Origin of the sequence: Streptomonospora litoralis (assembly GCF_004323735.1) — a bacterium.
Lineage (GTDB): Bacteria > Actinomycetota > Actinomycetes > Streptosporangiales > Streptosporangiaceae > Streptomonospora > Streptomonospora litoralis.
On sequence record NZ_CP036455.1, the window covers coordinates 5056617 to 5071972 of the forward strand.

Consider the following 15356-nt stretch of genomic DNA (forward strand, 5'->3'; position numbering starts at 1 on the left):
CATGATCCCCCCGATCGCCACCCGCATTCCGCTGGTGCGTCGCCCCAAGGCTCCCGCGCTGCCGTTAGAGCAACGCATCGCCCACGTCACGGGGCTGGCCGATGAGTCCGCTGGCGCGAGCCACCACGACCTCGTGGCCCGCGCCAGCGGAGTCCTCAACTACGCCGCGCTGATCGCCTCCGACGCCGCGCTACCCGACCTGGCCGCCGACCTCTGCTGGAAACAGCACCGCGCCTTCGCCGACGCCGGCCGTCTCACCGGAGAGATCGCGGTCATGGCACTCATGCCGTTGATCAACCTCTCCCGGCTGCTGACGCGCGAAGGCGACGGAGAAGGCGCCTACGACGTACTCAAGCAGCTCTACCGCACCGCCCACGCGCGCAGCTCGACCCACATCCGCGGCCACGACGTCGACCTATCGGCCCTCACCGCCACGGAATCGGACCACCACGATGTCTGCAAGGCACTGTGGGTCGCACTCCTCGTCGACGGCGCCCGGGCCCTGGCGCGCATCGGATGCTGGACCCAGGCCGCCGAAGCCATGACCGCCCATCGCGGCGTCGGGCACCGCCTTCTCGACGGCCGCCAGATCATGATCATGTCGCTGATGGAACGGGGCCTTTACCAGCAAGCGCGCGATGCGATCGAGGCCACCGCGCCCACCGAAGAATGGGAGAACGCCATCGCGGCCCTGCTGCAAGTGGCCTGCCGTCCTGCAACCGCGCCGGCCTCCGCGCAAGAACGGGACGAGGCACTGCTCGGGGCGGGAGCGGTGCTCACCTCCCCTGACCCTGCGACTGCGCTGTTCCAGACCCGCGTCGGCCTGGCCGCTCTTGAACTAACCCACCACCACACCGGCCCCCACACCGCCGGATTACACGACCCCATCGTCGACGCGGCCCGTCTCGACGCCTACGCCGCCCGCGACACCCTCACCCACCCCCTCGTCGGCGCCCACTTGGATGAGGAGCAGAGAAGCCACCTCGAATCCATAGTCGCCGAATCCGGGCTCGGCGCCGGCAGGCTTTCACCAACTCACATGGAGACCCTGACCGCCGCGTCCGAACGCGCCGAAGCCGCTCTCCGCAGACTCCTGGCGTGAGGGGAGTTCGTGCTCCCGACGGCACCTCAGAGGAGGACGGCGCCCCAGCGCCATCAGCCTTTGACCACCGGGGCCTGCGCCCCCGGTATCGACGCGCTGCTCACCGACTCTGGAGAAAGGTTCGGCGGCCACGACGATCCCGGCCACGGGCAGCAGACATTGCTGTGACCGCACGACGCTGAGAACGGGGCAAGGTGTGACCACGAGTCTCCCGTCCGAGGCGAACGGGACTCATGAACCGTGGCTACGGCCACACCCGGGGAGGCCGCATCACAGACGCCGGCGCCGTTTCCAGCAACCAATCCACTGTTGCGCCCCGGCTCTGGCGCAGGCTGTATTGCCTGTCGCCGACCCGGACGGGCTCGGTGTGCTGATCGTAGCCTGCTGCAGCAACAGAGGAGGCACAGTGGAACGCCATCGGCGCGGCCTACAGACGACTTTCCGCTGTACAGCGGGAGAACAGCTAGAGGCAGCGTCCCCGAGCGAACCGATCACAACCAAGGAACCCGCATGCCCAACTCCGCCGGCCTTTCCGCTACCGTGGCCCGCGTTCTGGACGAACGCTACGGGCTGGCCCCTGCGCAGCTGTCTCCGGTGCGCGGCGGCCAACACACCGTCAACCTGCGCGCCGATAGTGGCAAGCGCGCGATGTTCGTCAAAACGTACGAGGATTCCGCCGACCTGGCCACCGAACGCCGCGCGATCGCGCTCTCGGAGTTCGCCGGCGAAAACGGCGTCCCCGTCTCCCCCGTTATCGACAACCGAGAAGGCGATCCCATAGACACCAGCTCACCGGTGGCGATGTCGGTATGGGAGTGGATGCCCGGCAGCGCGGCCCAGGAACTGAACCCTTCTATCGCCGAGCAGGCGGGTCGTGCGCTAGGTCATCTGCACCGCGCCACCGCTGACCTGACCGAAAGCCGTCGGCCCGCCGGCCCCGTGCAGGACGCATGGCGCGGTATTGACACCGACGGCATCTCCGCCACCATCGACCATCTGCTCGGCATCATCGAGGAACGGGTACACGCGGGGCAGGCCGGCCCTTTCGACACCCTCGCTGCCCGCACCCTGACGGAGCGGCGGGCGATGCTCCCCGCCCTTCCCTCCCTCGCCGCGGAACTTCCCGGGGATCTCACCGTCCAGGTCTTGCACGGCGACTACGCCCCCCGCAACCTGCTCTTCGACGACGAAGGACGACTCACAGCCGTCCTCGACTTCTCACCGCCAACCCCTGGACTCCTCGCTTATGACATCGGCCGCGCCGCGCTTTTCGCCACGACTCTCGCGCGCGGCGACTGGCTCGACTGCGCCAACGCCCTCCTCACCGCCTATCTCGACGTCAACCCGACCGTCACAGCTTCGGACCTGCAAGCTTGTTACCACGTCCCCGTCATTCAACTTCTACGCAGTCTCTACGGCATCAAACAGCACTACCTCAGCCCCGGCATCGACCAGGCCGACCTCGACGACTTCTGGCACATGCGCCACCGCGCCGCCCAGACTCTGCTGGAGCATCGCGGATCAATCGAGGACATGCTCACCAAGCTGGCCCACCACCTCCCACCGACGAGGCCGTCGCGATGCTGACCGGTCAGGAGGGCCGATCTCGACTACTCCACCGACACGCCGTCCCTAATCAAGGAGAGCCATGTCCTGACCCACTCGCTGGGCGAACGTCGTCGCTACACCCTTCGATACCGGCATTGCCACGAGGTCGGGGAGGTCGACCATCCCCATGTCCACGCCGCGCACGGGCGCTCTGTAAGGCTGTGAACTGGACGAGGAGCGGCGGCACCGGGTCAGCCAAGTGCGTGAGCGGCTGGCAGCTCACGCCCACTTCGACGACGATGAGCCTCGCCACGCCGGGAGCTCACCGTGAACGAATCAGCAGTCGCGACCCGATGCGCCCCTGGTCGCCCTGAACCTGGAAGGCACCGGAGCCCAGGACCGCGACGACGAGGCCATCCTCGAAATCGGTCTTTCCGGACGTGGACCTCCTACCGGGTGCATCCAATTGCCACCGGCTCCGCGTCCGTGCCTTCTCCGGCGAAGCTGCCTGAGAACCGCCTCGTCTATGCCGCGGGTGCTCACTCCGCCATGCACACCGTCCGCGAAGCCGAGATCCGGCTGCGGACCTGGGGGTTGGACTTGTCCCCGCCGAGGCAGCACGTCCTCAGCCAGATCGACAATCACCACCACTGCGGTGGCCGGTCCGAGCGCGGAACCCACCGCGATGGCGGTCGTGGCGGCTCCGGCGGCAGGACTCACCCCCTCATGAAACGCCGGGCGATCGACATGTCCGAGGACGGACCACCCGTGCGACGCGCCCCTCGCACTCCGTGCCTACCGCCCGCGAGGGGAGCAGTTCAGCGATACGGCGGGGCGCGGATCATCGACGAAGCCGCGCTACGGCGTCCGCTGGGCGACGCGGAGGTGATGCGCAAGCAAGGCGAATACCTGCTGCGCGTGGGGCAACTCCCCCACATCGACCTCCAGGTGCTGCCGTTCAGCGTCGGTGCGCATGCGGCGCTGGGCTCAGCGTTCACCGTCCTCGACTTCTTAGGGGCGGTGGATCCAACGATCATCTTCACCGACAGCATCGGCGGCGGATTGTTCGAGGAATCGCCCGAGGAGGTCGACCAGTACGTGGCGATCTTCGGCGACGTCCAGGGCAGCGCTTGAGTACCGTCGCCAGCGCCCAGTTCATCGAGGATGCCCGGTCCACCCCGAAGAAGTGAGCACCATGTCCCACCCCACACCTGAGTTCCGCAAGAGCAGCTACTCCACCCGGAACTCGCAGAACTGCGTCGAGGTCGCCGACCTGGACGGCGGTGCCGGCGCCGTCCGCGACAGCCAGCACCCCGACCACGGGCGCCTGGAGTTCACCTCCGCCGAATGGCGGGCCTTCCTCGCCCACGTCAAGTCGGACCAGGTGTAGCTCCACCGCCACAACACGTCGGCCCCTCCACCGTGCTGGTGAGGGGCCGGCGCGCACCTGAGTGCTCCGCAGAGCATCGCGGCAAGCCTAACCATGGCTGGCCACGGCTTCGGAGGAACGTCGGGACAGCACGTCTACGAGCGTCCACCCTCCGGGCTTTCCCGGGAGCGTCCGTCCGGTCGGCGAGGATTCCGCGACCGGAGACTCGAATGCCAAGTCGTAGAGTGGTCGGTGGTGGTCGGCATCGTCGCCCCTGCTACGCACGCGCCGCGTTTCCACACATGGCGTCGGCGGGCGAGGAACCAGGGCTCGCCACCTCCCAGCATCACAATGTCTGGTTGGGAAGCGCATGATTCGGTCTGTTGTCTTTGATGTCGGCGAGACGCTGCTAGACGATACTCGTGAGTGGGCCCGGTGGGCTGACTGGATTCAGGTGCCGCGGCACACCTTCTCTGCGGTGCTGGGTGCGGTTACCGCGCAGGGACGCGATAACTCCGAGACCTTCACCTACTTCAAACCCGATTTCGACCTCGCGCGTGAGCGGCAGGCCCGCGAGGAGGCAGACCAGGGCGAACACATCGAAGAGACTGATCTCTACTCCGACGTACGACCTACGCTCCAAGCGCTACGAGATCAGGGAGCGTGGCTCGGTATTGCCGGAAACCAGACACGGCGCGCTGCAGAACTATTGCGCCAGCTGGATCTTCCTGTCGATCTCATCGCCACCTCGGGTGAATGGGGTGTCGCCAAACCCGCACATGGATTTTTTGAACATGTCAAATATATGGCGTCGGGGACTGCCCGTGAGATCGTCTATGTTGGGGACCACCGAGACAACGACGTCCTTCCCGCCGCGGCTGCAGGTCTGAACAGTGCACTGATCCGCCGCGGCCCCTGGGGGTACCTGTGGGCGTCAGACTCTCGGGTGACCACACACGCCACCTGGGTAATCGACTCGCTTGCTGAACTTCCCGATTTGCTCAGGCCGTAGCCTGCATCTGCCTTGCCGATTGACTATCAGGGGGGCGGTACCCCCTGAACCGCGTCCCCGTCGTGTGGGCAGCGCTGAATCCTCCCACCAGGGCAAATGTCCCTGCCCGGGACTGACGGAGGTGGAAGGGAATGTACCCCCAGTTCCCGGCAGGTTCAGAAAGCCCTCCAGGTCCATGGACGGGGGATGTCACCGCGCAGACACCGGATGCGGTGCCGGGCCTCCTCTGCGGCACCGGGGCGGGTTGCGGCCTTGCTGAGGGTGAAACACACCCAGCGCAACTCTTGAATCTCCGCCAGGGTGCCGAAGCCGGGTGCGGTGGTCACGTCATAGCCGCCGTAGGCGGTGACGAAGGCGTTGTAGTCCTCGTCGGAGATCCGGGCGAAGTCGGTATGGTCCACGGCCAGGGAGACCAGATCGGCGTCCCGCGGGCCGAGGGCGACCTTCTCAAGGTCCAACACGATGGGCGGACCTTCCTCGGGGACGGCCACGTTGCCTTGCCAGGCATCACCGTGAACCACTCCGCAGCCTCCCACAGCGCCAAGCTTCAGGTGCTGCTCACGAAGGTCGGCAAGGCGCCGAGTCAGCCATGCTCGATCTTCGGGATCCAACGCCTGGGCGGTACTGATGTGGTCGGGATCGATGCCGGCGAACGGATCGAACCGAGGCAGCCGCAGTTCTTCGGGTATCGGCAGCCTGTGAATGGTGCCTAGGACAGCACCGAGCTCGCCCGGTGTGGCGGGCCGGTGGGGTGGCAGCAAACGCCACCAGGTGACCGGGCTACCGTCGATGACGGTCGGCTGGGGAACGCCGGTAAGGGCGTGGACGACCGGCACCGCGCAGCCTTCCAACCAGCGGGAAACGTCCACTTCGCGCTCGGCGACCGCGCAGGTCCCCGGCCGCCCGACGCGGGCGACGACGCGATCGGGCAGCCGGTAGAGGACGTTGGCACCATCGCGGATCAGTTCAGCGCCGTCGGCCTTGATGCCCGCAGCGCGTGCCGCAGCGGTAAGGACGGCACTGGTGTCGAGGACGTGGGAGCTCACGCAGAGATCTTCTCAGGTGTTTTCGGTCGCCACGGCAACGGCGTCGCGGATCAGGTCGGCGACGTCCTCCAACAGGGCGCGCTTCCGGGGCCATGGCCGATGACGCCGAACTCCCAGAGCTTTTCGTCCTCAGCTGTCTTCTCGTTCAGCAGCCGCCGGGCGAGGTAGGTGACCGCTCCCTTGTCCACGGCCGCCGTGGAGGACGGGTACGGGTCCTCGGTAAGCACCGTGCCCTTGGCGGTCTGCGGGAACAGCATCCGGATCAGGCCGGAGGGCAGGGAGCAGGAGACGAACAGCTCCATCCACTCCGGGCTCTCCATGGCTCGGACCTTCATGCCGGCGGCGAGGTACATCCGGCGGCCGTCGCATGCCACCGCGAGGTCAGCCGGGGTGAGTACGGCGGCGGAGGCGACCCGGTGTTCTTGCAGGCTTTATGACCAGTGGCAGAACGGAAGGGGGCCGGGTCACGTGGTCGGTGTCGGGCAGCAGTGGGGGGAAGGAGAGCTGGGCGGGAACGGTATCGGCGTCGGCAGCAGGCAGATCGGCCCTACATGGGCTGAGTTCCCGGCCGCCGCTCCAGCGCACACGGCACGCGCGGAGCGGCGCCCCGGCGCCCGCACGTCGGCCACCACCCACGTTCTCTGGAGGAGGCCGTGTTCCACGTTCGTCGGGCGTGTCTTCTGTCAGCCCGCCGCCCCCGACCTCGCCCTCACCCGCCAGCGCCTGAGTGACCTTGACGCTCGCTGATGGGGCCTATAGGACAGCGAGGACAGTCTCACTACCGCGTGCGCCGTCCCGTAGGTCGCTCTGGGGCTAGGGTCGCTGGAGCGGCTCTGGTTGCGGCGAGTAGAAGTGGACGGGCATGGACAACGAAAGCACCGCGCGGCTGGCTGTACTCATCGACGCCGACAACGCTCAGCCCTCCATCGCCGTCAACCTGCTGGCCGAGGTCGCCCAGTACGGAACCGCCCACGTCAAGCGCGCCTACGGCGACTGGACCGGCACGTCCCTCAAGGGGTGGAAGGAGCAGCTGCTCACCCAATCGATCCAGCCCATGCAGCAGTTCGCGTACAGCACCGGCAAGAACGCCACCGACGCGGCCCTGGTGATCGACGCGATGGACCTGCTGTATACGGACCGCTTCGACGGGTTCTGCATCGTCTCCAGCGACAGCGACTTCACCCGCCTTGCCGCGCGTATCCGTGAATCCGGACTGACCGTCTACGGGTTCGGGGAACGCAAAACGCCCAAGCCGTTCGTTTCGGCCTGCGACAAGTTCATCTACACCGAGAACCTCGTCTCCACCCAGAAAACGCCGGCGGAGACCGAACAGCCACTGCAGCAGGGGCAGGCCAATGGTGCTTCCGTCCTCCCGGCCTCGGACGCTGGACTGGCGAGCCTATTGCGCGAGGTGGTCGCCGCGGCTTCCAACGACGACGGCTGGGCGCACCTGGCAGCCGTCGGGAGCATCGCCCGCAAGCGCCAACCCGACTTCGACCCCCGCAGCTACGGCCACGCCAAACTGATGAGCCTGATCGAGGCGACCGGACTGTTCAATCTGGCCAAACGCGATCCCGGCGGCGGGAATCCTCCCGTCGTCTACGTCCGCGACCGCAGCCGCGCAAGCTGATGCCCACCGCGGGGCCATGGCGGGACGCGGCAGATCAGACTGCCGCGCTGGAGACACTGTCGACCGGCCACCGCACCGGTACCGGGACGTCGGCGGCGTTCCCCACCCGATCAAGAACGAGATGACGGCGTCGTAGGATCTCCGGCCTCCTGCGAGGCGAGCACGGCTTGGCCCCACTGGACCAGCACCGCCGCACTCTGCACCAGTTCCTCGAGCAACTCCCGATCGTCGGCGGCACGCGCTTCGCTCAACTCTTCGAACGCCAGGTCGTAGAACGTAGGCGGATGCCCGGCGTCGTCGACGTTGCTCTGTGCGCGCTCGGCTTGAGGCCGGTGCTGGGGGCCGTTGCCGGAGGACAGGTTCTGGATGCCATACATCCGCTCCTGCCGCCGGCGCTCCGCGGCGATCCGGTTGAACATGAGCTCTAGCGAGCCGGGCACGCCCGCGTCTCCGAGGTCCGCCTCGGCGGCGGGACCTGACGCGGCCGCGGTTTCCCCGTTGTGCGGGAACCTATGGAGGGAGAACGGGGCACCGGTCAGGTAGGCCTCGATCGCTTGGGCGCAGTAGCCGACGGTCGCATCCGGCAGCCGGTGGGCGGGGTTCCAGGCGATCTGCGCGTGCTTGTCGGGTTCGGCGTTGACCGGCACTCCTTCCCACGTTCGGGCGGCGAAGAAGACGTGCAGGCGGCTCCCGTTCTCCGCGCTGTGCATGACGTGGGCCGGTTCCAGGTCACCGGGCGCCAGCACGATCCCCAGCTCCTCGCGGGCCTCTCGAACCGCCGCGTCGACGACCGACTCGTGTGGCTCGACCTTGCCCGCCACGCTCGCATGCCAGTACAGCGGGGCGTAGGCAGCGTTCGCGCTGCGCCGGGTAAGCAGCACCCGGCCGCGGTCGAAAAGCAGCACGTGCGCTGCGAGGACGGCGGCGGATCGGGCTTCCTCGCTCGCCAGGTTCTCGAACATACGATCGCACATAGTGCCAGCATGGCCTGAAGTGTGTCCGCGCCGCAGCTAAACAACGAATGACGTCAAGACGGGCCGCTATAGCTCTCCATTTGGCACGCCGGTGCACTCGACGCCGTCCTGGTCCGCAGCCTCCGTCGCCCTTCCACTGTCTGGAGATTGCTGGCCGGACGGCTCCACCGTTCCGAGAACGTCGTCAACTGGCGGTCCGCCTCTCGGGCCCTGCCCCCAGCGACGGCTCGCCGCCACCCACAACATGGGCCGGTGACCACCGAACATTTCCGGCAGTGTGGTGCGCGAGGTCCGAGCGACGACACCCAATATTGGGCCGACTGCTGGCGACCGCTCAAACGCACACTCCGTCCCGGAATTTGCGGCGGCCACGACCGGGCCTGCGACATCGTGGGGACCGTGCAGTCCGCCATCTAGCCCATCTATTTGTCGCTATCGACCTGGCTGCGGCCGCCGAGCAAATCGAACACCTCACCACAGGGAGCGACGCATGAGTCACTTCACCGGAACCGCTACATACTACCGCCGGTACCGTCCCGGCATTCCCGACGATGTGACGTCGGTTCTCGACCACGCCGCCCCCACCCGTTCCAAAGGTCGGCGGCGCCTCCTGGACGTCGGCACCGGGACCGGGCTGGTGGCCGAGGCCCTGCTGGATCGCTTCGACGACATCATCGGCGTCGACAGCGACGCCGACATGCTGGCCGCGGCCGAGTCGGCGCTGCGTCCCAAGCTCCCCGAGCACTCCCGCTTATCCCTCGTCCAGAGCACGGCTGAGGACTTCACCCCGCCCACCGGCTGGCAGGCCGAACTCGTCACCATCTGCCGCGCGTTTCACTGGCTCGACCAAGGCACGGTCCTGTCCCTGCTGGACGAGCAGGTCGCTCCCGACGGCGTGGTCGCCATCTTCAGCGACAGCAGCTTCTGGACCGCCAGCAGCCCGTGGAAGGAAGCAGTCCGCGACGTCGTGAAGAGCTGCCTCGGCGAGGAACGGCGCGCGGGTGCCGGTACGTTTCAGCACCACAACCGCCCCTATAGCGACCTCCTGGCGGAATCACCCTTCGACGCAGTCGAGGAAGTCCGCGTACCCGTCGAGTGCACCTGGACCGCGGAAAGCATCCTCGGCTACCTCTACTCCACATCCTTCGCCGCACCCCACCTCTTCGGGGACCGGGTCAAGGAATTCGAGGCCGCCGTGAAGCACCGGCTGGCCGAGTTCAGCGGCGACGACACGTTCCCCGAGGAGAACGAGTTCCTCATCCGTCTGGGACGGCGCAGCCGCAATGGCGGCTGAGAGCCAGGTGCGGTTACGGGCAGCCTTAGGGCCGAACTGAGCGAATAGTCGATCCTTTGCCTGCCGGTCGGATCGCTGGAACAGAACAGCCCGCACCTGCCGCTCAACACCGACATGGTCACCCCCGAACGCGGCAATCGCAGCCAGCTCCGTTAACCGGCGACGCCGTGAATCCACGCGGCGTCTCGCCTGACCTCCGAGCAAGGAGATTCCTATGCCCCGAGCACCGTTCCAGGTCCTTGTCGTCCCCTTCCGCCGCATCGGTGAGCTGGTCGAGTTCGCCATACTGCGGCGTGAGGACATGGATGTGTGGCAGGCGGTCGCCGGCGGAGGCGAGGCTGGCGAGACACCGCAACAGGCCGCCGCTCGCGAAGCCGACGAAGAACTCGGACTCACCGAATCCGTTTCGCTCTACCCGTTGCAGACCACCGCCAGCATCCCCGCGCGGATCTTCGCCGACCGCGACAGTTGGCCTGTAGGGACCTACGTCATCCCTGAATACACCTTCGCCGCCGACCTGACCGGTGTGGACATCAAAATCTCCGATGAGCACACCGCCGTCCAATGGCTGGATTACCAAGCCGCCCACGACGTCCTGCGGTTCGACAGCAACCGCACGGCTCTGGGCGAACTCAACGAGCGCCTCCGCGCTGACGACCTGCCCCAAACCGCCGCGTGCCACCAGCCCCACCGAGCCCGGGCCCGCTGTCCCCGGTAACGCCGGGCTGGAGGGTGCCCCGGAATACTCGCCCCGCTGAGCACGGCAGCCCAATCTCGGCGAACACCTGAGCGTCCGTGAGCTGCCGCCCCGTACTTCGGCTGGGGCTCGATGGCCACCCTGGACGGCGACAGCCTGGCCTACCTGACGGTGCGCGAGGGCGAGGACGCGCCGGGCCGGTTCTGGGAGATCGGCGTCATCGGCCATGGTCCGCGCTCAGGCGAGCTCGCCGAGCAGGTCGCGGCCGAGATCGCAGCCTGCTGGTCGGTGGGAACTCCGACGCGGTTGGAGACGAAAACGGCATGGTGGGCCAACACCGCCCGGGATCGTGCTCGGAATCGATCTGTCGGCCACGCACGCCGGGTGTGTCGCGCCGGTACCCCACCCCGGTTCACCAGAACAGGTGGGTGCGTTCGCCGGTGAGGTAGCGGCGGGCGGCGATGAACATCCGCAGGTACAGCTGGTCGACGGTGAGATAGCCGGGGACCAGGTCTTCCCGCCTCAGCGCGCCGTCCAGGAGTTGGCGGTGGCCGTCCTGGCCCTCGCGCACCAGATACCGGGCCGGAGCCTCGGTGGCCTCGGCGCCGGCCAGGGCGATGGCGTCGTCGAGGTCTACTTCGACGAGCCCGGAGACTTCGGCGTCGTCCAGCGGGATGTCGGCCATGTCGAGGTCGAGGGGCAGGAGATGCCAGTACTGGAATTCGTGCTCGACCCACCCGGGGGCCAGGGTGACGGCGGTCTGGCGGATCCCCAAGGGCTGAAGATCGGTGTAGGGAACCTCGAGGCCGAGTTCCTCACGCAACTCCCGAACGCCCTCGGAGACGCTCTCACCGGCGTGGTAATGGCCGCCGACGGTGAAGTCGGCGTAGTCGGGCCGGTCGAAGACGTAGCGGCCGGGGCTCTTCTTCTGCAGCAGCACGGTCGCTGCATCGGGGTTGAGGGCCAGACAGGAGAAAGTGCGGTGCCACAGGCCCATCTCGTGGGCGACCTTCTTGTCCTCGGCCCCCAGGTGTTCGTTGCGGTCGGTGTAGATGTCGATCAGCATGGGGCTGAGCTTCCCGGTCGCGGTGGTGTGGCCGTGCCGGCGGGGCAGGGAGCGGCGTAGCGGTGGAACCGGAAGCCAGTCAGGCGACGGAGGCCGCTTCGGAAAGCAGCGCCGCCCGGTTGTCCAGGATGAACTCCTTCAACGGAGCCGGCTTGAGGTCGAGCGCGGCGAGGCCGTCTCCACGCAGCGCGACCCGGTCGAGTTCGTAGCTACCGCGTGCCGGATCGCTGAATTCCGTCCCGGTGCGGGTGGATTCGTCCAAGGCCGACAGCCGGGCAACGAAGAAGTGGTGCACGACGTCCCCGTCTTCGCCGGCGTAGCTGAACAGGAACACGTGCGAGGCGACGGTCGCTGTCGCGCCCAGCTCTTCGGCGAGTTCGCGATGCAGGGCCGCCTCGACGGATTCGTCCGTTTCCTCAACGCCGCCGCCTGGGGTAGTCCAGTACGGCGGCTCGTTCGGTTTCGTCCGCTTGATCAGCAGCAGACGCCGCTGGTCGTCGATCAGAATGGCCCGCGCCGCACGCCGCTGCACGCTGCCGACCCTCTGCTCCGTCATTGCCGGATATATTACAGCGGCGCGTTGGCACATGAGGGTGTCCCATGGATACGGATATCGAAAGCGGCGGTCCTTTAACATCTCCCCGCCGGTCGCAGAGGCGCTCTGGGCCCACAGGTGACCATCGCGAGGTGGGGATATTGATTATTCGAGCGGGCGTGAACCCACCGGTGGCGATAGGCTTCGACCGCGGACGCCCTGACCGGGATAAGGCGAGTCTTCCCGGGTGGATTCAAGTGCATCTGATCGATATCCCCACCATCGCCCCGGTCATCGACGCGATCGAATCTGCTGGCCCGGGCCGACCGTGACGCCTATGTGGGCACCACGACCGACCGACACCTGTGCGAAGGACCCCACCGCCATGACAGATCAGCGGATGCTCACCGGCGACCGCCCCACCGGGAAACTGCACCTGGGCCACTACGTGGGCAGCATCGCCAACCGGGTCAAACTGCAGCACCAGTACGAGACCTGGCTCATCCTCGCTGATCTGCACATGCTCACCACCAAGAACGCCCGCAGCGACATCGACGAGATCTCGGGCAACGCCCGCCAGATGGTGCTGGACTCCCTGGCCGCCGGCATCGAACCCGAACGCGCGACGTTCTACCTGCAGTCGGCCATCCCCGAGATCGGCGAACTCAACACGCTCTTCCAGAACCTGATCACCGTCCCGCGGCTGGAGCGCATCCCCAGCCTGAAAGACATGGCCAGCGACGCCTCCAAAGAGGAAATGCCCTACGGGCTGCTCGGCTATCCCGTCCTGCAGGCCGCCGACATCCTCTGTGTTAAGGCCAACGTCGTTCCGGTCGGCAAGGACAACCACGCCCACGTCGAAGTGACCCGGGAGATCGCCCGGCGCTTCAACCACCTCTACGGCGAGACGTTCCCCGTGCCCGAACTCGTCACCAGCGAGGTCTCGACCCTGGTGGGCACCGACGGCCACGCCAAGGCCAGCAAGTCGCTGGGCAACGTCATCTACCTCGCCGACAGCGCCGAGGAGGTCCGCACGAAGGTCGCGGCCATGTACACCGACCCCAACCGGGTCCGGGCCGACGTCCCGGGCACCGTCGAGGGCAACCCGGTGTTCATCTACCACGACGCCTTCAACGACGACCCGGCCCAGGTCGCCGACCTGAAGGAGCGCTACCAGGCGGGCACGGTCGGCGACGTCGAGGTCAAGGACAAGCTCGCCGCCGCGATCAACCGGTTCCTCGACCCGATCCGCGAGCGCCGCGCCGCCTTCGAGGCCCAGCCCGGCCTCGTCGATCAGATCATCGTCGAGGGCACCGAGCGCACGCGCCGCGAAGTCCAACAGGTGGTGTTCGAGGTGCGCAAGGCCATGGGGCTGGCCGGGGCCTACAACCAGCTGCGCCGCAAGGCCGAGCGGGCCCAGAAGAAACCTGCGACTCAGACCTGACCGGCCGCGTCTTCACGGATCTCCGCTTCCGCAGCTCACGCGTGGCGACGGATGACGGCACCGGGACCGCCGATAGCCACTAAAGAAGCCTGTCCTGCCGCAGGGAGGAGACTGTGGCCGATAGGGGCCGATGCGCCGAGTACGTCGGCGATAACGTCGGTGAACCACCGCGTTGCCCGTCAACGTAGAGGGGCAGCTATCCATACCGCTGGAGGAGTACCAATCCGATGCATGATGCCCGCGCGCTGATCGACATGGGTGAAGACACCGTCCAGAAACTCGCCCGCCGCGGCTACAAGCTGGACCTGTCTGCATTGGAGAGCCTCCAGTCCCGCCGCAACCACAGCATCCACACCGCCGACGAACTGCGCGCCGAATCCAAACAGGTCGCCAAGCAGGTCGGCGAGACCGCCCGTTCGGGCGGCGATGCCGACGAGCTCAAGGAGCGCGCCCGCAGGCTCAAGGAGGAGATCCGGGATCTAGAGACCGCCCAGGAAGACCTCGACCGCGAACTGCGCGATTTCCTGCTCCAGATCCCCAACATCCCGCTGGATGCGGCCCCCGAGGGCGACTCCGAAGACTTCGCCGTCGAACTGCGCAAGGTCGGCACCCCACCGGCCTTCGACTTCGCAGCGAAGGATCACGTCGATCTCGGCGAGGCCATGGGCATCCTCGACTTCGCCCGGGCCACCAAGCTCTCCGGCCCCCGCTTCAGCGTCGCCCGCGGTATCGGCGCCGCGCTGGAACGCGCCCTGGCCACGCTGTTCCTGGACATCCACACTCGCCGCCACGACTACACCGAATACAGCGTCCCCTATTTGGTCACGGCGCAGACCATGACCGGCACGGGCCAGCTGCCCAAATTCGAAGAGGACCTGTTCAAGACCGGTGTCGCCGAGCGGGACCTCTACCTGGTCCCCACCGCCGAGGTGCCGCTGACCAACCTGTTCGCCGAAGAGATCATCGCGCCTAAGGACCTGCCGCTGGCCCTGACCGCCCACACCCCCTGCTTCCGCTCCGAAGCCGGCTCATACGGCCGCGACACCCGCGGCATCCTGCGCCAGCACCAGTTCTCCAAGGTCGAGATGGTGCGCATCTGCGCGGCCGAGGAATCCCAGACGGAGATGGCGCTCATGGTCGGCCACGCCGAGGCCTGCCTGAAGGAGCTGGGCCTGGCCTACCGGGTGGTTGAGCTGGCCGCCGGCGACATGGGTTTCTCCGCCCAGCTCACCCACGACGTCGAGGTGTGGCTGCCCAGCCAGGGCACCTACCGCGAGATCTCCTCGGTCTCCGACTGCGGCACCTTCCAGGCCCGCCGCGCCGGCATCCGCACCCGCGGCGCCGACGGCAAAACCACCCCGGTGGCCACCCTGAACGGCTCCGGGCTGCCCATCGGCCGCACCCTCGCTGCCCTGTTGGAGCAGAACCAGCAGGCCGACGGCTCGGTGGCACTGCCCGAGGCACTCGTCCCCTATCTCGGATTCCGCCGCATCGCGGCGGATGGCGCCCCCCAGGAGTAGCCACGTGCTCGTCGGCGTCTGCGACTTCCCCGGCACCTACGCCTTCCCGCCCCACGGCGCCGACGAGCACCTGGTGGGCCGAGCGGTTCGCGCGGGGGCAAACCCTCGTACGCGTGTGT

At 67.3% G+C, this 15356-nt stretch carries 15 protein-coding genes; 10 read left to right on the forward strand and 5 right to left on the reverse strand.

The annotated features are described in order from the left end of the window. Window position 1 precedes the first annotated feature (1 nt). From EKD16_RS21390 to EKD16_RS21415, 5 genes are all read left to right on the forward strand, one after another. Window positions 2-1102: a hypothetical protein gene (locus EKD16_RS21390; protein ID WP_131100798.1), complete on the forward strand. Its 1101-nt coding sequence runs from the start codon at window positions 2-4 to the stop codon at window positions 1100-1102. Window positions 1103-1612: 510 nt separating this feature from the next. Further along, on the forward strand, window positions 1613-2689 hold the full coding sequence (locus EKD16_RS21395) for a phosphotransferase enzyme family protein (protein WP_131100800.1): 1077 nt from the start codon (window positions 1613-1615) through the stop codon (window positions 2687-2689). Window positions 2690-3538: 849 nt separating this feature from the next. Next, a complete protein-coding gene (locus EKD16_RS21405) occupies window positions 3539-3784 on the forward strand; it encodes a Scr1 family TA system antitoxin-like transcriptional regulator (protein WP_242677479.1) in 246 nt (81 codons plus the stop codon). Window positions 3785-3845: 61 nt separating this feature from the next. Next, on the forward strand, window positions 3846-4040 hold the full coding sequence (locus tag EKD16_RS21410) for a DUF397 domain-containing protein (protein ID WP_131100804.1): 195 nt from the start codon (window positions 3846-3848) through the stop codon (window positions 4038-4040). A gap of 349 nt (window positions 4041-4389) precedes the next feature. Continuing rightward, window positions 4390-5031, forward strand: a complete 642-nt coding sequence (locus EKD16_RS21415; RefSeq protein ID WP_131100806.1) for an HAD family hydrolase — start codon at window positions 4390-4392, stop codon at window positions 5029-5031. A 155-nt stretch (window positions 5032-5186) separates the two neighbouring features. On the opposite strand, the gene EKD16_RS21420 is transcribed toward EKD16_RS21415, so the two are convergent. Both EKD16_RS21420 and EKD16_RS21425 read right to left on the reverse strand, forming a co-directional pair. Beyond that, complete coding sequence (locus tag EKD16_RS21420; RefSeq protein WP_131100807.1) at window positions 5187-6077, reverse strand: phosphotransferase family protein; 891 nt, start codon at window positions 6075-6077, stop codon at window positions 5187-5189. 50 nt (window positions 6078-6127) lie between these two features. Then, on the reverse strand, window positions 6128-6397 hold the full coding sequence (locus EKD16_RS21425; RefSeq protein WP_207391367.1) for a hypothetical protein: 270 nt from the start codon (window positions 6395-6397) through the stop codon (window positions 6128-6130). 542 nt (window positions 6398-6939) lie between these two features. Between EKD16_RS21425 and EKD16_RS21435 the strand changes: the two genes are divergently transcribed. After that, window positions 6940-7707 (forward strand): NYN domain-containing protein, encoded by a 768-nt coding sequence (locus EKD16_RS21435; RefSeq protein ID WP_131100809.1) that lies wholly within the window; start codon window positions 6940-6942, stop codon window positions 7705-7707. A 110-nt stretch (window positions 7708-7817) separates the two neighbouring features. Here the strand turns inward: EKD16_RS21435 and EKD16_RS21440 are convergent, their stop codons facing one another. Then, window positions 7818-8681, reverse strand: a complete 864-nt coding sequence (locus EKD16_RS21440; RefSeq protein ID WP_131100811.1) for an NUDIX hydrolase — start codon at window positions 8679-8681, stop codon at window positions 7818-7820. Between the two features lie 490 nt (window positions 8682-9171). Between EKD16_RS21440 and EKD16_RS21445 the strand changes: the two genes are divergently transcribed. Both EKD16_RS21445 and EKD16_RS21455 read left to right on the forward strand, forming a co-directional pair. After that, the gene (locus EKD16_RS21445; RefSeq protein ID WP_131100813.1) at window positions 9172-9975 is read left to right on the forward strand and encodes a class I SAM-dependent methyltransferase; all 804 of its coding nucleotides are present in this window, start codon (window positions 9172-9174) and stop codon (window positions 9973-9975) included. Window positions 9976-10189: 214 nt separating this feature from the next. After that, the gene (locus tag EKD16_RS21455) at window positions 10190-10693 is read left to right on the forward strand and encodes an NUDIX hydrolase (RefSeq protein ID WP_131100815.1); all 504 of its coding nucleotides are present in this window, start codon (window positions 10190-10192) and stop codon (window positions 10691-10693) included. A gap of 391 nt (window positions 10694-11084) precedes the next feature. On the opposite strand, the gene EKD16_RS21465 is transcribed toward EKD16_RS21455, so the two are convergent. Both EKD16_RS21465 and EKD16_RS21470 read right to left on the reverse strand, forming a co-directional pair. Next, window positions 11085-11738, reverse strand: a complete 654-nt coding sequence (locus EKD16_RS21465; RefSeq protein WP_131100817.1) for an NUDIX hydrolase — start codon at window positions 11736-11738, stop codon at window positions 11085-11087. 79 nt (window positions 11739-11817) lie between these two features. Beyond that, entirely contained in the window at window positions 11818-12294 is a 477-nt protein-coding gene (locus EKD16_RS21470) for an NUDIX hydrolase (RefSeq protein WP_131100819.1), read from the reverse strand. Window positions 12295-12658: 364 nt separating this feature from the next. Between EKD16_RS21470 and trpS the strand changes: the two genes are divergently transcribed. Then, window positions 12659-13717: a tryptophan--tRNA ligase gene (gene trpS, locus EKD16_RS21475; RefSeq protein ID WP_131100821.1), complete on the forward strand. Its 1059-nt coding sequence runs from the start codon at window positions 12659-12661 to the stop codon at window positions 13715-13717. A 227-nt stretch (window positions 13718-13944) separates the two neighbouring features. Beyond that, window positions 13945-15237, forward strand: coding sequence for a serine--tRNA ligase (gene serS, locus EKD16_RS21480; protein ID WP_131100823.1), 1293 nt, complete (start codon window positions 13945-13947; stop codon window positions 15235-15237). The last annotated feature ends 119 nt before the right edge of the window (window positions 15238-15356 follow it).